Source organism: Streptomyces sp. NPDC050433 (assembly GCF_044458565.1).
GTDB lineage: Bacteria > Actinomycetota > Actinomycetes > Streptomycetales > Streptomycetaceae > Streptomyces.
Genome location: NZ_JBITIB010000018.1, coordinates 34,931 through 54,556, shown reverse-complemented (window position 1 = coordinate 54,556; position 19,626 = coordinate 34,931). Strand labels below are relative to the sequence as shown.

Below are 19,626 nucleotides of genomic sequence, written 5' to 3'. Positions count from 1 at the left end.
CAGACAGATCGGTGATCGCTATCTCCGCGCGTAGATGGCTCCAGCACCGGCCTGCCGACCCCGCCCGCATAGACTGCCGCCATGGCGAAGTGGACCCCGACGCATGAGGCACCCGAGCCCCTGGAGGGGCCGGTCGTCCCGACCATCGTCGGCGGCACCGTCATCTGGTTCGTCCTCTTCCTCGTCCAGCTCCCCTTCTACGGGTGGTTCGACGACCACGGGCACCTCTGGTGGCTGTGGACCTGTCTCGCCGGTGCGGGGCTCGGGCTGATCGGTATCTGGTACGTCCGCAGGCGCGACGCCGCCATCAAGCGCGCACAGGCGGGCACCGACACCGGCGCGAACGCGGACGAGCGCCCCGCGCCGTAGTGCCGTGGGTGGACTTGTCGCCGTACCTCTCGTACCTCGGTCGGATCTTCCGGCCTCGCGGCGGGTGAACGGCCCTTCACCGCCGTAACGTCGACCCCATGACTCAGCGGGCGAAGATCGACACCGGTGACGGCGAGCCACGCGGCCCGTCCATCGACGCGGGGGCGGAGCTGGACCCCGTCCACCCGAGGGAGCTGCCGACGTCGGCCGGCCGCCGCGCCACCGGGCTGACCTCCGCGGAGGTCGCCGAGCGGGTCGCGCGCGGCGAGGTCAACGACGTTCCCGTACGCAGCAGCCGCTCCACCGCCGAGATCGTCCGCGCCAACGTCTTCACCCGGTTCAACGCGCTCATCGGGATCCTCTGGGCGATCATCCTGCTGGTCGCGCCGATCCAGGACAGCCTCTTCGGCTTCGTGATCATCGCCAACACCGGCATCGGCATCATCCAGGAGTTGCGCGCCAAGCGGACCCTCGACGGCCTGGCCCTCATCGGCGAGGCGAAGCCCGTCGTACGGCGCGACGGTGTCGCGGCCGGGATCTCCACCTCCGAGATCGTCCTCGCCGACGTCGTGGAACTCGGCCCCGGCGACAAGGTCGTCGTGGACGGCGAGATCGTCGAGGCCGACAATCTGGAGATCGACGAGTCGCTGCTCACCGGTGAGGCCGATCCGGTGCTCAAGCGCCGCGGCGACACAGTGATGTCGGGCAGTTTCGTGGTCGCGGGCGGCGGCGCGTTCCGGGCGACGAAGGTGGGTCGGGAGGCGTACGCGGCCCAACTCGCCGAGGAGGCCTCGCGCTTCACGCTCGTCCAGTCCGAACTGCGCAGCGGCATCAGCACGATACTGAAGTACGTGACCTGGATGATGGTCCCGACAGCGCTCGGGCTGATCATCAGTCAGCTCGTCGTCAAGCAGAACAACTTCAAGGACTCCGTCGCCCGGACCATCGGCGGCATCGTCCCGATGATCCCGGAAGGCCTGGTCCTGCTGACCTCGATCGCCTTCGCGATCGGCGTCATCCGGCTCGGCCGCAAGCAGTGCCTCGTGCAGGAGCTGCCCGCGATCGAGGGCCTGGCCCGTGTCGACGTCGTCTGCCTGGACAAGACGGGCACCCTCACCGAGGGCGGCATGGACGTCACCGAACTCCGGCCGCTGGGCGGCGCGGACGAGGGGTACGTACGCAAGGTGCTCGGCGCCATCGGCGCGTCCGACCCCCGGCCGAACGCCAGCCTCCAGGCGATCATCGACACGTATCCGGACGAGTCGGGGTGGCGCGCCACGGCGGCGCTGCCGTTCTCCTCGGCCCGCAAGTACAGCGGCGCGACGTTCAAGGGCGACACCGAGGGGCGGCCCGACACCGGCGGCGGGCATGTCAGCTGGCTCCTCGGCGCGCCCGACGTCCTGCTGCCCGCCGACGATCCCACGCTCACCGGGATCGACGCACTCAACCAGCAGGGCCTGCGCGTGCTCCTGCTGGTCCGCGTCGACGGCGCCCCCGCACTCGACGCGCCCGACGTGACGGCAGGCGCGGTGCCGACGGCCCTGGTCGTACTGGAGCAGCGGCTGCGCCCCGACGCGGCCGAGACCCTCACGTACTTCGCCGACCAGGACGTCGAGGCCAAGGTGATCTCCGGCGACAACGCGGTCTCGGTCGGCGCCGTGGCCGCGAAGCTGGGGCTGCCGGGCGCGGACCGCACGGTGGACGCGCGCCAACTGCCCGGCGAACGGGACGAGATGGCGCAGGCGCTCGACGAGGCGTCGGTCTTCGGCCGGGTCAGCCCGCAGCAGAAGCGGGAGATGGTGGGCGCGCTCCAGTCGCACGGCCACACGGTCGCGATGACCGGTGACGGCGTGAACGACGTACTCGCGCTGAAGGACGCCGACATCGGCGTCGCGATGGGGTCGGGGTCGGAGGCGACGCGGGCGGTCGCCCAGATCGTGCTCCTCAACAACAGCTTCGCCACGCTGCCTTCGGTGGTGGCCGAGGGCCGCCGGGTGATCGGCAACATCACGCGCGTCGCGACGCTGTTCCTGACGAAGACGGTCTACTCCGTGCTGCTGGCCATCCTGGTGGTCTGTACGCAGGTGGAGTATCCGTTCCTGCCCCGGCATCTGACGCTGATCTCCACGCTCACGATCGGCGTCCCGGCCTTCTTCCTGGCCCTCGCGCCCAACAAGGAGCGCGCGAAGCCCAACTTCGTACGCAGGGTGATGCGTTACTCGATCCCCAGCGGCATCGTCGCCGCCGCCACGACGTTCACCACGTATCTGCTGGCCCGCGCGCACTACAGCGGACCGGGCTCGCTGGCCGCCGAGACGAGCGCGGCGACGCTGACGCTGTTCCTGGTCTCGATGTGGGTCCTGGTGATCATCGCCCGCCCCTACACCTGGTGGCGGGTGGCCCTGGTGCTGGCGATGGGCTTCTGCTTCCTGGTCGTCCTGGTCGTGCCGTCGCTCCAGCACTTCTTCGCGCTGAAACTGGTGGGCGCGACGCTGCCGTGGACGGCGGTCGCGATCGCGGCCGTGGGCGCGGCGCTGCTGGAGGTGGCGTGGCGTCTGGTGGACCGGAGGTACCCGGCGTAGCGGCGTCACTGTCCGTGGACATGGCGAAGGGCCCCGCGCGTGCTGTGCAGCGCGGGGCCCTTCGTACGATCGCTCGGGCTACTTCACGTCGACGAAGTCGCCGGCCGGGATGACCGCCGGGGTGGTCGACGTACCGCCGAAGTTCCAGCGCCAGTAGCCGTCCACGGTGGCCTTGGAGGTGGTCTTCAGCGTGCCGGTGGTGGAGGTCTTGACCGTCTTCACCGTGCTGTAGGTGGTGCTCGTCTTCTTACGGAACTGGAGCTGCACGGACTGGGTGGCGTAGCCCTTGTAGGTGCCCGTCTCCCAGTTGGCGCGGGACAGCTTGCCCGTGATCGTGATCGTGCCGCCCTTCTTCACCGGCTCCGGGGCGGCGTTGACGTCCAGCTTGGACAGGCGCTGGAGGTTCGTCTTGCCGAACTTGTCGTTCTGCGCGCTGTAGGTGTCGTTCGAATTCACCCAGACACCGACGTTCCAGGTCCTGGAGTCGCTGTTGATCAGCCAGGTCGGGTCCACCTCGATGGTCTGCGTGCAGGTGGAGGTGGTGGCGTTCGCGGCGACGCAGTTGGCCGGGCCGGTCGTGCCGAAGCCGAAGGAGTCCGGGTCGTCCACGCTGGAGCCGATCCAGATGATCGCGTCGGAGTCGGCGATGCCCGACGGGTGGGACGCGGTGATCGCGACGGAGACCTTCTTGACGGCGGTGGTGCCGACGACGATCGGCTTGCCACCGTTCACCACGGCCTTGCTGATCACCGGGGCCTCGGCGGCGGCCCTGGCCTTGCCCTTCGGCGCGGCGGCGGAGTCCTGGTGGGTGGCGGAGCCGTAGGACGGCACGCCGGGACGGTCGCCCGAGGGCGCGGCCTGGGTCGCCGGCACGGCGAGGGCCGACAGGGCCAGGGCACCGGTCGCGACGGCAACAGTGACGCGGATTCGCATGCATTTCCCCATTGGTCAGGGAGCCTGTTGGCTCGCCTGTTCAGACGAGAAGGGCGGACCAATGGTTGTGCGTCACGTGCGTTTTTCGTGAAGATCACCCATCTGGGGCCCTGTCGGTCGCAGTCGCAGTTTTGATCATCAATCGAACCAGCGGTCCCGCGCCAGCTCCTCCGTGCGTGACGCGTCCTCCAGCAGCGCGGCCACCTCGAAGCGGCGCGGCCACTGCCCCGCCGCCCACGCCAGCCCGGCGGCGACGCCCTCCACCGTGGACGCGTGGATCGTGCCGTCCGGCGTGCGCCGCCAGTCCAGCTCCACGCCGCCCGCGAGCAGTCGCTCGTGCTCGGTGTACGTGTCGGGGGTGCCCACGCCGAGCAGTACGTGGACGGACTCCGGGACCTCGTACTCCTCGCCCTCCGTCGTCACCTCCGCCGTCACGCTCTCTCCGAGGCGCCCGACCTGCAACAGCTCGGCCAGCTCGGCGGCGCGCGCGGGCGCGACCGGCAGCAGCGGCAGACCGCCGGTCAGCGGCAGCAGGTCGGGAACGTCCGCGATCACGGCGTCCGCCGCGTCCACGATCCGCACCTCGCCGTCCACGACGGCGCGCAACTCGTCGGGGAGCGTGACCTGCTCGGGGTCGAGGTCGGCGATGGCCGTGTAGAGCGCGTGCAGCTGACGGACGGTCACCTCACGGTCCGGGTCCGCCAGCCGGCCCAACAGCTCGGCGGCGCCGCCCGGTTCGTCCAGCAGCGCGGCGACCGACGTCCGTACGCCCAGAGCACGCAGCACCTGCGCGTCCTCGAAGCCGGAGGCGTCCACGGAGTCGTACAGACCGGCCAGCAGCGGATCACCGCCGGCCGCGCGCAGACCGGCCGGCCGGCGCCCGTCGAGCACCGGGTGGTCGCGCAGCCACCAGGCGGTGTACGAGCGGACGCTCTCAGTGGTGCCGTCGGGCAGCAGCACGCGTACGGGCGCGACCAGCGCGTCCCGCAACGGCGGCTGGGCCAGCAGGGCCAGGGCCTGCGGCCAGGCGTCGTCGTCCACGAGGTCCAGGTCGCGTACGGCGACGATCTCGGTCGCGACGGGCGGCACGGGCGTCTCGGGCAGCCGGTCCAGCACGTCCTCGCACCACACGTCGACGGCGTCCAGCAGCCCGGCGTCGTCCGGCTCGGCGAAGTCGCCGTCACGCGGCTCCAGTTCGTCGGGGTCCAGGACGACGTCCGTGGCACGTACGAGGGTGAAGTTGGCCAGCACCCCGCAGGCGGCGAGCGGCTGTTCGCCCCAGCGTTCGGCCAGGTCGGCGTCGCACAGGGCGAGTTCGTCCTCCCGCATCACGGCGGCGAACGGGCTGCCGGGCAGGACGAGTTCACCGGCGGGGGCGAGTTCGCCCTCCTCGTCGGGCAGCGCGAGCGCGGCCAGCCACGGCTCGTCGCCGACGCCCAGATCCGCGTCCCGCACCAGCGCCAGGACGGTCTCGGCCAACTCGTCGGCGTCCAGGCGGTACGGAAGGTCCTCGTCCCAGACCTCACCGGAGTCCAGCGAGGCCGCGACCGCCGCCCGTACCTCCGGGGTCGTCAGCACGGCGCGCGGCGTGGCGGGCAGCGCGCCCAGCTTCTCCAGCAGCGGGTGGGCGGCGTCCGGGTGCGCCACCTTCAGACCGAGCCTGGCCAGGTCGGACGGTGTGTCGACGAGCGGCAGCAGGACCCGCCGGGGGCCGACGGCCGTACGGCCACTGGTCAGCGGCACCGGCAGTCCGGACAGCCGGTCCGGGTCGACACCGGCCAGCGACTCGTACAGCCGCCGCCACCACTCGGGGGGCCGCTCGGTGCCGCCGATGCGCTCGATGGCGTCGCCGAGCGGCAGCCGGCCCACCGTCAGGGACCGCAGCTCCGTGCGCCGTTCGAGCCCGGCGGGCAGCAACGTGGGCAGCACTTCGGCCAGTACGCGTACGGTGTCGGCGCCCGCGCCCTCCACGACCTCCGCCTCGAAGGGCCGCAGCGCTGTCAACTCCTCGCTGGGCGCGGCCGGTTCGAGGAAGCCGACGCGCGGCAGCCGCTGAAGGATCGCGGCCCGCAGCACCCCGTCCAGCTCACCCTTACCGAGCGGCCCCGGCACCAGGTCGATGGTGCCGGTGGACACCGGCCGCCAGTCGCGGAGCAGTTCGGCGTACGCGTCGGCGGCCCGCTCCACCAGGAAGTCGGTGAGCCGTCCGGGCGCGGGGTGCCGCCGGGTGGTGTCCAGCGGCAGCGAGGCGATCAACAGCGCGGGTACGCCCAGGGGTTCGTCGGTCGGCGTCGGGGCGTGCACGACGGGCGCGGTACGGGGCCGGGCCGGGGCGCCCTCACCGTCCACGGGGACGGCCCAGGTGACCGCCCAGTGCGGGCGCAGCCGTTCCTCGACGGGCCGGCCCTCAAGCAGCGCGGGCTCGGTGGCACCGTGGTGGCTGACGACCCGCCAGCGGCTCACCGCCTCGGCCGTACTGTCCTCGACGTGTACGTACGGCCCGTGCTCGGTGCGCCTCAACACCCGTTCGCCGTCCGGCGTTTCGACGACGACCTCGGCGAGCCCCGGCAGCGTCAGCAGCAGCGCGTCGTCGATCCCAGCGAGCAGCCGCTCCACCAGATCGAGCGCCGTTCCGTCCCGCAGGGGCAGGATGACCACGGTGTCGTAACCGTCGGGCGCGCTGCCCTCGGCGGGCAGCGGCAGCCGCAGCAACGGCACATGCCCGTCCCGGCGGCGCAGCTCGTCGCCGAGTCCGGGGCTCGCCCCGGCGACCTCCTCGGCCAGAGCGCGCGCCTCGGCGAGGGACCAGCGGACACCGCCGTGCCGCCCGACGACGGCGGGCTCGTCACTGACGGCGATGACGGCGGCGAAGCCGACCCCGAAGCGCCCGACGGCTGACTCGTGCCCCTCGCGCTTGGCGGAGGCGCGCAGGGTGCTGAGGGATTCGACACCGGCCGCGTCGAGGGGCGCACCGGTGTTGGCGGCCACGAGCACGGCGGGGCTGTCGGCGGAGGCGGGCCGCAGCGTGAGCCGGAGCCGGCCGGGCCCACCGGCGCGGGCGGCGGCGTCGGCGGCGTTCTGCGCCAGCTCGACGATCAGCCGGTCACGGTAGCCACCGAGGGCCAGGTCCTCCTCGGCATTGGCATCCTCCCGAAACCGCGCGGGCCCGGCCCCCCACGAGTCCAGCACCGCACGCCGCAGCCGACCCGTTCCGAACGGATCGGGCCCCTCGGTCGTCGTGACGCTCACGCTGTGACTCCGCTCTGTCCGTCCGCCTACCGGTCCACCACTCAGTAAGTGTGGGCCCGAAGGTACCGCGCGGCGGACCACACCCGGGTCACGGGTCGGGGCCACCGGTCGTGGCAGCGGCGAGCGGCGGTCCACCAGGACCGGCGACGACCGTACGTATGGCGTGGGCCGTCAGCCGGTGCTCTCTTCTGTGGCGACCGGTGTGGGCAGTTCGCCGGTGCAGGTGGCGCGGCCGTACGCGCCGGAGGCGGTGGCACGTTGGACATGCTCGCCCCGGACCGCGAGGGTGCAGCCGGCCATGCCACCCTTCGCGTCGAGAACGATGTTGACGGTCGGATTCTTACCGAGGGGCACCCGCACGGTCTTCTTCCACGGCGGCCTGACGCCGGTCTCGACCGTCGCATCACCGGACTCGCCGCCGGCGAGATACGAGATCTCGACCGTGCCCTCGCCCCGGACCTCGTAGGTCACCTCGGCGGTGGGCAGAACGGGCCGCTTCGGGTCGTCCTCCGTGTCGAGGATTCCGTAGGTGACAAGTCCGCCACAGACGAGCAGCACGACTGCGGCGATCCCGATGAGCGCCCGTCGCTCCCCGGCCGTGGACTCCTCGGCGGTCTCGGAAGCGTCGTGGCCCTCGGTCGTAGGCGCCGTTTCGGTCAGTGGCATGAAAGTCCGGCTTTCGGTCGGTGAGCATTCTTCGTTGCGACTGCGATCGGTGACGACCTGCGGGTTATACACGACGCGATTCACCCACGTCGAGTGAGCGGAAATAGCGGACGAACCGCCAACCGAAGAGAGACGCCTGTCTGGAATGTCCAGGTGGTTGACGCCGCAAATGATTACGGGTTAGGAATCACGCTGCCACGGTCAACTCCCGACGGAGTGAGGGGACAGGTGTCTCTTGGCGCACCTCCCTGACCGGCGGTCTGCCTTGAACTCACCCCTGCCCCTTCGGTCGTGCTTACGCGCGCGGACCATGCGCGCAGAATCGGAAAGGCTTGGGTGTGAAAATTCCATTCAGGAGATATATCTCCTGTCTAATCGTGGCGGCTGTGGCGGGTACGCTGCTGCCGCAGATCGCTTACGCGGCGCCTCATTCATCATCCGAGGACGATGAAAAAGGGGTTGTCGATACCGTCGCGGGCTGGTTCTCGGACGAGGGCGAGAACGACGACAAGCCGCCGGTGGGCGGCACGTTGGAGATACCGAGCCGGGAGAAGCTGCCGAAGGGCAAGAAGCTTCCGAAGGCCGAGCGGGTCAAGGAGCTGACGGACCGGCGTACGTCGCAGGCCCGGTTCTGGCAGTTGTCCGACGGGCGGGTGGAGGCCGAGCTGTCCGCCGTGCCGCTTTCGTACAGGGCCGGGAAGTCGTGGAAGCCGATCGACACTTCGGTGGAGGCGACGACGGCGAAGGGTTTCGAATTCGCCAACACCGCCAACACCGGGCGGACTTGGTTCGGCGCCGACGCCCGAAAGCTGATGCGGTTCGAGGCTCCGGACGGCCGTGCGGTGACGCTTGGCCTCAAGGGCGCCGGGGACGGGCTGAAGCCGGAGGCAAAGGGCGACACGGTCACGTACAAGGACGCGGCCCCCGGTGCCGATCTTGAGTATGTGGTGGGCCGTGGGCAGGTCAAGGAGAACATCGTCCTTGACGCGGCCCCGTCCGGGCCCGTGTCGTACACCTTCACGCTGGAAACGGACGGTCTGACTCCGAAGGCCCGTAAGGACGGTTCGGTCGCGCTGTTCGGTGAGTTGCCGAACACCCCGGCTCTGGTGATTCCGGCGCCGTACATGACGGATGCCAGGAAGGACGCGCTGTCGCCGACCGGTGGCACCTACTCCACCGCCGTGACGCAGAAGCTCAGCCGGGACGGCAAGGGCTGGAAGCTCACGGTCACCCCGGATGCCAAGTGGCTGGCGGCCAAAGAGCGGCGGTACCCGGTGGTGATCGACCCCACGATCACCATCGCGCCGTCGCCGACTGCCTCGCAGGACACCATGGTCCTGTCGGATCAGGCGGGGGTGAACTTCAACAACACCTGGAAGCTGTCGGCCGGCAAGACCGACACCGGCACCGCGCGTTCGCTGGTCAAGTTCCCGCTGACGGAGATCCCTTCAGGCGTGAGTGTCGATGCCGCGCGCCTGGGCGTGTACTTCGACCAGTCGCACACCACCAATGCCAACGATGTCACCATCGGCGCCTACCGGGCGACCGGCGCGTGGGACGAGGCAACGGCGACGTGGACCAACACCAACGCGCTGGTCGGCGAGTTGTCGGGCACCACAGTGCAACTCGACGACGGTGATGTTGGCACAGCCGCGGTCGGGGAGTGGCCCAGGGGCACCACGACCGGTGGCGCGGCGACCAACGACGACTTCGCGTACAACAAGAACGCCGCCACCGGTGAGACGTACACGTGGCAGCCGAAGGTGGCCGAGGCCGCGAGCTACCGGGTGGATGTCCACTACCCGGCCGCGTCCGACGCGGCGACCGCCGCCCCGTACACGGTGACATACAACGGCGGCACCAAGAACTACACCGTCAACCAGACCGGCACCGCCGGTACGTGGAAGACCCTGGATGCCACGCAGTACGACTTCGCCAAGGGCAACACGGGCAAGATCGTGCTCGGCGACACCGGCTCGTCCACCACGCGGACGCTTGCCGACTCGGTCCGTCTGGTGAACCCGGGATCGATCGTCAAGAACACCGGCGAGTACAACCAGTGGCACAACTTCGCGGTCACCGACACCGTCCAGAAGTGGGTCTCGGGCACCGCCGCCAACCACGGCTTCATCCTCAAGGGGACGGACGAGTCCGGGACCGCGCCGACCGGCGGTCCGCGCTACGAGGCGGGTGACGGCAGCACCTACGGTGGCGAGACCTCGACGATCCCGCGGCTCACCGTGACGTACGGCAAGGTCGGCACCACCCTGAACTCGCCGACCGTGGTGCACTCCACAGGACCGGAGCTGTCCTGGGCGAAGTACACCAACTCCACGGGTGACTCCGCCCTGGACATCGCCGAGTACCAGCTGCACCGCTCCACGCAGCAGGTCTTCACGCCGTCCGCCGCGACGCTCGTCGCGCCGATCGGCTCGACGGCGACGACGTACACGGACACCACCGCGGTGCCGACCCCGGACTCCAGCCCGGCGGAGATCGGCAAGTCGTACTTCTACCAGCTGGCGGTCAAGACCAGGGACGGCCAGCTTCTCGGCTCGCCGACCAGGGTGGTCGGCATTCCGAAGGCCGGCCGCACGATGAAGATCATCCAGGGGAGTCAGGGAGGTGTCACCGACACCACGCTGTCCTCGCAGCAGCCGACCACCAACCAGGACACGATCCAGTCCTTCGCCGTGGGCCAGAAGTGGCTGAGTGTCGGCAACAACTCCACCACGTACGGCAAGACCCGCGCGGTCCTGAAGTTCCCCACGACCGGCATACCGTCCACCGCCACGGTGCTTGAGAACAAGATGTACATGTGGGGTGCGGAGACCACCACGGGCACCGACGGCGCGATCTACGAACTCCACGCTCTGAACAAGGACTTCGACGAGACCACCGCCACCTGGAACAACCAGAACCCCACCACGGCGTGGACGACGCCCGGCGGCGACATGTCCGCGGCTGTCTCCGACACCGTCGCGCAGGTCGCCGATGTGGGCCGGCACTGGTGGGACGCGACCGGCCTGATGCAGTCGTGGGTGAAGACCCCGACCGGCAACAAGGGCGTGGTGGTCAAGCTCAAGGACGAGACGACCACCGGCCCGCAGGAGCGCACGCTGTTCCTGAACGCCGAGGCCCCCGACGCGCAGCTGCGTCCGTACATGCAGGTCATCTACGTCGACTCCACCACCGAGGACACGTACTACGCGCCTCAGACCCCTGCTCGTATGACGCCGAACTCCACCTACACGGTGGAGTTCACGGTCACCAACACCACCTCCGCTGCCTGGGCCGCCGGTGAGCGGGAGCTGTCGTACACCTGGAAGCTGCCCGACGGTACGGATGTGACCACCGGCGGCAACCAGCTGAAGACCGCCGTTCCGGCGCTGCTACCGGGCAAGTCCGCGACCGTACAAGCGAGGGTCCAGTCGCCGGTCAACTCCGACTCGGGCAGCAAGCGGACCGAGTACGTGCTCGGCTGGGACGTCCGGAAGGTCTCCGACGGCACCTGGCTGTCGGCGGGCACGGGCGGCATCGCACCACTGAAGCAGAACGTGGCGGTCGAGGACCCGACGTCCAACGCGCTGGGTATGGAGAAGTTCTACGGGTACTCCGGCAGGAGCACAGGCGCCGGCTCCTCGCTGATGAACAACCTGTCGGCGGGCAACACCGTCTGGCAGTACAACGCGTTCACCAACCCGGGCCGTGGACTGACCACGTTCTTCCGGATGGCGTACAACTCGCTGGACACCAGCGACACCGTCTCCGGACACGGCTGGTCGGTGCACGCCGCCGGGCCGATCCGGCTGGGCGCCGCGCTGGAGTTCCACCCGAAGCCGAACCCCACCGAGGTGCGGCTGCCGGACGGCGACGGCACGACGCATGTCTTCCGCAAGCAGGAGGACGGCACCTGGAAGGCCCCTGCGGGAGTCCACTACAAGCTCACCCCCAAGACCGGCCTGGACTGCACCCCCGCCAAGGACGCGGTCCCCGACGCCTGGACGATGACCCGTCCCGACGGCACCCGGTTCCTGTTCGGCTGCGACGGCTACCTCACCTCGACGGTGGACCAGAACGGCAACACCCAGACATTCACCTACGAAGAGCGCAAATCCAACAACAAGCCGACCAAGTTCCTCAAATACATCACCGACCCGGCCGGCCGTCAGTCGCTGACCGTCGACTACTGGGACAAGGGCCAGAACAGCTACCAGTACGTCAATGACTCGGGCGTCCTGACCACCGACACGGCATCGCTGAACAACTCCAAGATCTACGATCACATCCGCTCGGCGACGGACATCTCCGGCCGGAAGATCGAGTTCTACTACACCACCAAGGGCCTGCTCGGGCAGATCACCGACGGCGTCGGTTCCGTCCAACCCAAGGACTTCACGTTCACCTACGACGCCACCCAGGGCAACAAGAACGTCAAGCTCGTCAAGGCCACCGACCCGCGCGGCAACAGCACGTCGATGGCCTACAACGAGCCGTCGGCGGGTGACGACCCGAAGTACCACTGGTGGACGAAGTCCGTCACCGACCGCCTGAACAACCCGACGACGTACGCGTACAAGCCGAACACCGCGAACGCCGAGTTCACGGACACCAAGGTCACGGACGCCGAGGCACACGCCACGGACTATGTGCTCGACGACTTCGGCCGTCAGGTACAGGTGACCAACGCCAAGTCCGAGACCACCAGGATGAACTGGGACGCGGACAACAACGTCACGTACATCGAGGAGGCGAACGGCGCCAAGTCGGCCTACTGCTACGACCAGAAGACCGGCTACCCGCTGCGGGAGTGGGACGCGGAGACCACCAAGTCCTGGGCGTCGGAGCAGACGATCGCGACGTACTACTGCGATCCGGCGAACGACGGGAATCTGCCGAACTCCTCGAAGTACACCTACCGGACGCGTCTCGACGGCTTCTCCGCGGACCTGTCCACCAAGACCTCCCCGGAGGGCCGCGAGTGGCAGTTCGGCTATGACTCGTTCGGCAACCTGAAGACGGTCACCGACCCCAAGGGCGTCGCGACCGCGACCGCGGACGACTACACCACGGCATACGAGTACAACGCCCACGGCCAGCAGACCAAGGCTGTCGACGCCAACGGCAATCCGACCACCAACTCCGGCTTCGAGCCCAGTGGTTACCCGAAGACGATCACGGACGCGGAGAACCACGCCACGACGTTCGTCTACGACGAGCGCGGCCAGGTCACCTCGGTCACCGACGCGCTGGACAAGACCACCACGCAGACCTACGACACCTTCGGCCGTGGGCTGGTGGCCAAGGTGCCGAAGGACCAGGCGGCCGGGGTCCACATCACCACGCCGGCCCCGGAGTACGACGCCAACGACAACGTCACCAGGTCCACCAGTACGGTCGGCGCCGTCACCACGGCAGTCTACGACGCGGCTGACCAGGTCAAGGAGTCGACGGGTCCTGACAACAACATCGCGGACCGCACGACCAGTTACACCTACGACAAGGTCGGCAATCTCCGGACGACGACCGAGCCGAAGGGCGTGGCGACCACCTCGGACGCCACGGACTACGTCACCACCAACCACTACGACGCGATCTACCAGCTGACCAGCGTGGTGGACACGACGGGCGACAAGATCTCCTACGAGTACGACAACGTCGGCAACATGACGACGGTCGTCGACCCGAAGAAGAACGCCAGCGCCGACACGACCGACTACACGGCCAAGACCGCGTACGACCTCAACCACCGGGTCGTCAAGGGAACGGACGCGGCGGGCAAGTACACCACCACCGTGTACGACAAGGACTCGCTGATCGTCGCGGCCACCGACAAGGAGCGCAACAGGACTGAGGTTCGCTACGACGAGCGGGGCATGACGGTCGAGAAGAAGGAGCCCTACGAGGGCGCCACGGTCCGCTCGACGAAGTTCGAGTATGACGAGGTCGGCAACCGCACCAAGGTCGTCACTCCCCGCGGCGTGAACACCTCGGGCACCGAGGACTTCGCCCTTCGTACGGAGTACGACAAGCTGAACCGGGCGGTGAAGGCGTACCAGCCGTACGACCCGGCGGACACGCGCTACAACAGCCCGAACGTCTACACCCAGACGGTGTTCGACGCGGTCGGCCGGGTGAGCAAGGTCTCGGCACCGCCGTCGTCCGGTGAGTCGGTCCGCAACGACACCGAGTACACCTACTTCGACAACGGCTGGGCCAGGACGTCCACCGACACGTGGGACATCCGCACCTCGTACGAGTACGACGACGCGGGGCAGCAGACCAGGCGCACGCTTACCGGTGCCGGCGGCTCGCCGTCGCGGACCATGACCACCGCGTACTGGCCGGACGGGTCGATGAAGACCCGCACGGATGCCCCTTCCGCGGGCACGGACCGCAAGTCGTTCGCCTACGCCTACGACGCCAACGGCAACACCACGTCGATCGACGACACCTCCGCGGGCGCGAAGATCGACGCCTACACGATGACCTATACCGGCCTCAACCAGGTCGAGAAGGTCACCGAGGCACTGGCCGGCGAGTCGAAGAAGACCACATCGTACGTCTATGACGGCAACGGTCAGCCGGAGACCGTCACCCACCCCGACCAGCACTCCGCCTTCACCTACGACCCGCGCGAGCTGGTCAAGACCGTGAAGATCGGCGAGTCCGCAACGGACGCCGATCCGGAGGTGACGGAGTACACGTACACGGACCGCGGCCAGATGCTGAAGGAGACCAAGGCCAACAAGAACACGGTCGACTTCGCGTACTACCTGAACGGGGCGGTCAAGGGAACCACGGAGAAGAAGGTCGACGGCACGCTGGTCGCTTCGCACACCTATGCCTACGACGCCAACGGCAACAAGGCACAGGACGTCGCGAAGAAGATGAACGCCGACAACCACGCGGCGTACCTCGACTCCACCAGCGACTACACCTACGACCCGTCCGACCGCATCAGCAAGGTCACCAAGACCGGCAACGGCGCCGGTACCGAGACCTACGTCCACGACAACAACGCCAACGTCATCAGCCAGACGGTCAAGGGCGTCTCGTCCACCTTCGACTACGACCGCAACCGGCTGACCACGGCGACCTCCGGCGGCATCTCCGCGACGTACGACTACGACGCGTACGGCAGGCTGGACACGGTCACGTCCGGCGGCAGGACCGTGGAGGACAACACCTACGACGGCTTCGACCACGTCACCGAGCACACCAAGCTGCAGAGCGACGGCACGTCGAAGACGACGAAGTACACCTTCGATCCGCTGGACCGCAAGACGGCCAAGACCGAGGGCACCAAGACCACTGACTACAACTACCTCGGTACCGGTGGCGAGGTGCTCGACGAGCGCGTGGCCGGCGAGATCACCAAGTCCTACCAGTACAGCCCGTGGGGCAAGCGCCTGTCGCAGATCACACACGAGGGCGACGGCACCGAGGAACTCGGGGTCTACGGCTACAACAGCCACACCGACGCCGAGATCCTCACCGACAGCACGGGCGACACCAAGGCGACCTACGGCTACACGGCCTACGGCAAGGACGACGACACCGAGTTCACCGGCATCGACAAGCCCGAGGCGACCGACCCCGGCAAGGAGGCGTACAACCCCTATCGCTTCAACTCCAAGCGCTGGGACGCCAGTTCCGGCACCTACGACATGGGCTTCCGGGACTACAGCCCGGGCCTGAACCGCTTCACCACTCGGGACATGTACAACGGCGCCCTGGCCGACATGCGGCTGGGCAGCGACCCGTACACCGGTAACCGGTACGCCTTCTCGGGCGGAAATCCGGTGAGCAACGTCGAACTCGACGGCCACTGCTTCGGCATGGGCTGGTGCGAGGACGCCGTCGCCGCGACCGGTGACGCCATCGCCGACACCGCGAGCGGTATCTACATGGGCACCGGGGAAGTGTTCTACGGCCTGGTGTCGAACGTCCCGGACACGGCGTCGTACGCCGGCTGGTTGGTCGACGGCGACTGCTGGAACGGCGGCGCCGGTGCTCCGGGCTGCGACTACGGCGCCTCGTTCGACCAGTGGGCCGCGGACCAGGGTTACAACACCGACAAGTGGACGTACACCCTGCCCAGCATGGTGGCCGACCTGGTGGGGCGTAAGCCCTCCGCCACTCCGTCGCCGGGCGCGATGCCCAAGAAGAAGACGCCCCCCGCACCCAAGCCCAAGGAGCCGCCGGCACCCAAGAAGGAGAAGTACGGCGACAGCGACGGCTACATTTCCCTGTTCAAGGCGCCGCAGTCGGGTAAGGGCCAGCACCAGTACGACAACGGCTACCTGGCGGCGGACTTCCCTTCTTCAAGCAGGGAACCGGGTATGGCGTACTTCGGAAGGAAATACAGTCTGGTGGAGGAAAAGTACGCTCGGTACTACGGGGATGGTGTCATCGAAATTCGAATCCCCGAGGAAGACTACAACAGCTACTTCAAGCGCTACGAGAAGCAGTACGAAGGTAGCTCTGAGGTAGAAGTGCCGATCCCGACATCAGCGTTCGACCGGCTGAACTCATACGACAGGGTGTGGCACAGATGACAAGCGAAGAATGGGCTGCCATCAAACAGAGATTCCCCCGCGGGTCCACGGTGCACGGCACGGTGGACGAGGTCGCTCCCTTCGGAATCTTCATTTCGGTCGAAGGTGTGCAACTGAGCTGCGCTTTCGCGGATGTGGCGGGAATGCATCACGGCGATGACGGCCACACGGTGATCTGGCCCGAGTTGGGTGAGGCGGTCACCGGAGTCGTGGTCGAGCACACAGAACACAACCATCAGCTCAAGCTCCACCTGAGCTGACCTGATCGAACCCGATCCGATCGGGTCGGGTCAGGGACCGAAAGAACAGGTGGGTGAGCCCCTGGAGGGCTCACCCACCTGTATCGCAGCCGGTCAGCGGCCATGCCAGGGACTGGCGGCTGCCACCGTACGCGCGTCCCGGCCCTTGCCTTGGACTCGACCCCGACTCCGACCCGGTGAGGAGTCGGGGTCGGGGTCGGGGTCACCCACGACGCCGCCGTCCCCCGACGGCTCCAGCGGGGAACGCGTTCGCGCCCAGTTCGTCCAGGACGTGCGGGGGCCGGGCCTGGTGGCGTGGGCATCACCGCCGCCTCCGAGTGGCCTCCGCAGCCTTACGCCAGTGAGACCACCCGGCCGGTCGTTGTGACACTCGCCCTGTGACTCCACTCTGTCCGTCCGCCTACCGGTCCACTACTCGGTAAGTGTGGGGCACGAAGGCACCGCACGGGACGCCTCCGACGGGTCGCGGGTACGGCTATGGCCGGGTTCGGTTCGGTGGCCGGGCCCGTCAGGAGGGCGTCGGCGGGTGACCGCGCGCACTCATTGCCTCGGCCGCGCTGCTCGGTGCCGACGAACTCGCGGAATCCTGCCAGGGAGCCCGACGCCGGTGGCCCCGGTCCCGCTGAGTCTCAGCTTCTCTTCGCAGGTGTTCTACGCCCACATCCCCATGGCGATCTCTTCGACGGCGGGCGTTCCATTCGCCGTCTTCTTTGGCGAAGGGAACGGGACTTCCTTGTCGCACCGGTCCACGCCCTGACCCTGCGGCTGCCCTCATCGCCACATGTTGAGTCTGATCTGGTCGAAGAGTGTTTCCCACTCGCCTTCTTCGTCTGTGAAGGGTGCGGGGTCTACAGCGGTGATCTCGTGAGTCATGCGGTCCACGATCCGTGCACGCTGCTCATCGTCGTCCGGCCCCAGCTTCAGGAAGTCCACCCGCCCACTGTTCAGAACGATGAGAGCGTGTACGAGGCTCGAGACGTCCGCGTGCATCGGCTGGTAGTCACTCTCTCCCTCCGGAAAGGTGTAGATCCGACCGTCCTGGGGGTCGAGTGCGACTGTGGCGTAGATGAAGTCTCCGAGCTTCTCCCATGTCTCAGCCTCCGGCGGCAGTTCAGATCCGGCTCGTTCGAAAGACGCCTTCAAGCTCGGGCTGAAACAAAGTCGCTGCGTACTGTCGTCCTCCAGATCCATTCGAGGGCCGAAGAATTTACTCTCCGGGAGTCCGACAGTTGCCAGAAAGTGGGCCGTCGGGCCATGAAGGTGCCCAGGTACCGCCTGTGGAAAATACGTGATGGAGGTAAGGCCGAAAGCCTCGATCAGATCTTCTGGAGTGATGCGGGTAAGCATGTCGGACCTGTCTGTCATGGATGCCCTTGCTTCTGGTGGCGATCCTGCAATTCTCTCATGTACTCCCGGTGTTCTCTGTCTCGTTGGGGATCCCTGACAGAGAGCGATTGGTCGTATGAGTTAGCGTGCTCTACTTCGAGTTTCGGATTCTTCGATTTGAAGTACTCGTCGAGCCACTGGTCGCACTTCGGGGACTTTTGACAGGGTTCCCGCTCGGTGTAGACCTTGGTGACGTTGGCAGCTTCTTCGTGTCGGAGGATCGGGTATCCGATTGTTCTTTCCGAGTGCGGCCCTTCGCTGTCGCCGACGAGAATGATGGGCTTCTTGGTCTTGGGATCCACGTATTCCGCAGCGGCGAAGTTGGTGCCGCCGTAGTCACCTTTGGCGAACCGAGCGATTTCCGTGGCTCGAGACAGGTCCGTAGAACCTGGTGCAATCTTCTGGGAGACCACCTTGGGGCCGGTGCGTGTATTCGGGACAGGGTAGGGATTCGTACCTTTCGGTGGACGCCAGACAGTCCCATCCTTCTCCATGATGTTCCAGATACCGGACTTGTCATCTTTCGATACAGCGGTCCTGCTGCCGTCGGCATGAAGTTCCTGCACTGACCCGTCGGCGTTGAGGAGGTACATCGGAGTGTCTCCGCCGTCGACGTCCTTGCAGTCGTCGATGTCGCGTTTGGTTTTCTCGTCGCGTTCCTTCTGTTCGCGTTTGCTCCTGTCTATTTTCCCGCCGTGTTTTTCGAGGACGTCGACGGTTTCGTCGGCTTTCTTGTCGACGGCGTCCTCGGCCTTGTCCATGACGGTGGCGAGTCTGTGGAAGCGGCTGTCCTTCTTGACCGAGCTGCGGCGTTTGGCGCCGCCGGTCTTGTGGGTGCCCTTCTTCCTGTCGAAGTTGTTGCGGGTTTCCTCGTAGCCGCCGGTGGCCCGGTCGAAGTCGTCGAACTCGATCGCGAGGTCCTGCGCCATGTCGGCGCTGCCGGCGGTGTAGCCGGAGAGGTCCTCGCCGCCGTCGGCGTCGAGGTGGTCGGTGAAGACGTCCTCGATCTTGCCGAGGATCTTCGCCTCGATCTTGTCGGTGACGATGGCCGTGATCTCGCCGACGGCGTAGTCGATGATCTCGTGCAGGGCGAAGCGGCAGGCGGCGATGGCTCCGGCGGTGAGCAGGCCGCTGAGGCCTGCGGTGAAGAACATGCCGACGACACCGGCGGTGGCGGCAGCTGCGGTGGCGCCGAGTTCGACGATGCAGGCAGCCTTGCAGGCCTCGATCAGGCCGGCGCAGTCGTCGAGGGCGCCTGCCAGGTCGTCGAGTGCCTTGGCGAAGGTGGTGAGGTCCTTGGTGGTGAGTTTGCCCCAGCGGCGGTCGATGGCGGTGACGGTCGCGCCCTTGCTGCGCCCTCCGACGATGTGGGAGCAGGCGGTGTTGCCTTCCTTGATGACATCCCGCAGGCCTTCGGCGAGTTGCCGGTAGTCCTTGGCGCTGTCTCGGACCTCGTCCTCGTCGATGTTGGGCCACTGGACGCCGACGAGATCGAGCACCTCGACAAGTTCATCGGGCAGCTTCTTCCCCATACGGCACGCCCCCTCAGCGATCAGCTCATCACACTTTTCCCGCGATGTGAGGGTGCGTCAACTGGGCGCGACGGCAGGGTGGGTGGGA

9 protein-coding genes are annotated in these 19,626 nt (G+C 67.6%); 4 read left to right on the top strand and 5 right to left on the bottom strand.

Translation table 11 applies throughout. The annotated features are described in order from the left end of the window. Positions 1–81: 81 nt before the first annotated feature. Both ACIBLA_RS22330 and ACIBLA_RS22325 read left to right on the top strand, forming a co-directional pair. Positions 82–369 carry a DUF2530 domain-containing protein gene (locus ACIBLA_RS22330; protein WP_363242722.1) on the top strand — a complete coding sequence of 96 codons (288 nt, stop codon included), beginning with the start codon at positions 82–84 and terminating at the stop codon, positions 367–369. 98 nt (positions 370–467) lie between these two features. Then, positions 468–2,951 carry an HAD-IC family P-type ATPase gene (locus ACIBLA_RS22325; RefSeq protein WP_399199574.1) on the top strand — a complete coding sequence of 828 codons (2,484 nt, stop codon included), beginning with the start codon at positions 468–470 and terminating at the stop codon, positions 2,949–2,951. Between the two features lie 78 nt (positions 2,952–3,029). Here the strand turns inward: ACIBLA_RS22325 and ACIBLA_RS22320 are convergent, their stop codons facing one another. The 3 genes from ACIBLA_RS22320 to ACIBLA_RS22310 form a co-directional block, all read right to left on the bottom strand. Next, positions 3,030–3,884 carry a DUF5707 domain-containing protein gene (locus ACIBLA_RS22320; RefSeq protein WP_399199573.1) on the bottom strand — a complete coding sequence of 285 codons (855 nt, stop codon included), beginning with the start codon at positions 3,882–3,884 and terminating at the stop codon, positions 3,030–3,032. A gap of 138 nt (positions 3,885–4,022) precedes the next feature. Next, positions 4,023–7,133 (bottom strand): sacsin N-terminal ATP-binding-like domain-containing protein, encoded by a 3,111-nt coding sequence (locus ACIBLA_RS22315; RefSeq protein WP_399199572.1) that lies wholly within the window; start codon positions 7,131–7,133, stop codon positions 4,023–4,025. A gap of 171 nt (positions 7,134–7,304) precedes the next feature. Further along, positions 7,305–7,799 carry a hypothetical protein gene (locus tag ACIBLA_RS22310; protein WP_399199571.1) on the bottom strand — a complete coding sequence of 165 codons (495 nt, stop codon included), beginning with the start codon at positions 7,797–7,799 and terminating at the stop codon, positions 7,305–7,307. Between the two features lie 1,331 nt (positions 7,800–9,130). Here ACIBLA_RS22310 and ACIBLA_RS22305 point away from each other — a divergent pair. Together ACIBLA_RS22305 and ACIBLA_RS22300 are read left to right on the top strand one after the other, a co-directional pair. Continuing rightward, on the top strand, positions 9,131–16,360 hold the full coding sequence (locus ACIBLA_RS22305; RefSeq protein WP_399199658.1) for a DNRLRE domain-containing protein: 7,230 nt from the start codon (positions 9,131–9,133) through the stop codon (positions 16,358–16,360). Then, positions 16,357–16,620 (top strand): hypothetical protein, encoded by a 264-nt coding sequence (locus ACIBLA_RS22300; RefSeq protein WP_399199570.1) that lies wholly within the window; start codon positions 16,357–16,359, stop codon positions 16,618–16,620. Before ACIBLA_RS22305 ends, ACIBLA_RS22300 begins: the two co-directional genes overlap by 4 nt. A gap of 771 nt (positions 16,621–17,391) precedes the next feature. Here the strand turns inward: ACIBLA_RS22300 and ACIBLA_RS22295 are convergent. Further along, positions 17,392–17,985: an SUKH-4 family immunity protein gene (locus ACIBLA_RS22295; protein ID WP_399199568.1), complete on the bottom strand. Its 594-nt coding sequence runs from the start codon at positions 17,983–17,985 to the stop codon at positions 17,392–17,394. Beyond that, positions 17,982–19,538, bottom strand: a complete 1,557-nt coding sequence (locus ACIBLA_RS22290; protein WP_399199567.1) for a nucleic acid/nucleotide deaminase domain-containing protein — start codon at positions 19,536–19,538, stop codon at positions 17,982–17,984. The genes ACIBLA_RS22295 and ACIBLA_RS22290 overlap by 4 nt, the downstream gene beginning before the upstream one ends. Between the last annotated feature and the right edge of the window lie 88 nt (positions 19,539–19,626).

Bases quoted from the DNA above. Each gene is read 5' to 3' on its own strand.
- ACIBLA_RS22295 (WP_399199568.1), bottom strand. From the start codon at position 17,985: ATGACAGACAGGTCCGACATGCTTACCCGCATCACTCCAGAAGATCTG.
- ACIBLA_RS22305 (WP_399199658.1), top strand. From the start codon at position 9,131: ATGGTCCTGTCGGATCAGGCGGGGGTGAACTTCAACAACACCTGGAAG.
- ACIBLA_RS22320 (WP_399199573.1), bottom strand. From the start codon at position 3,884: ATGCGAATCCGCGTCACTGTTGCCGTCGCGACCGGTGCCCTGGCCCTG.
- ACIBLA_RS22300 (WP_399199570.1), top strand. From the start codon at position 16,357: ATGACAAGCGAAGAATGGGCTGCCATCAAACAGAGATTCCCCCGCGGG.
- ACIBLA_RS22330 (WP_363242722.1), top strand. From the start codon at position 82: ATGGCGAAGTGGACCCCGACGCATGAGGCACCCGAGCCCCTGGAGGGG.
- ACIBLA_RS22325 (WP_399199574.1), top strand. From the start codon at position 468: ATGACTCAGCGGGCGAAGATCGACACCGGTGACGGCGAGCCACGCGGC.
- ACIBLA_RS22310 (WP_399199571.1), bottom strand. From the start codon at position 7,799: ATGCCACTGACCGAAACGGCGCCTACGACCGAGGGCCACGACGCTTCC.
- ACIBLA_RS22290 (WP_399199567.1), bottom strand. From the start codon at position 19,538: ATGGGGAAGAAGCTGCCCGATGAACTTGTCGAGGTGCTCGATCTCGTC.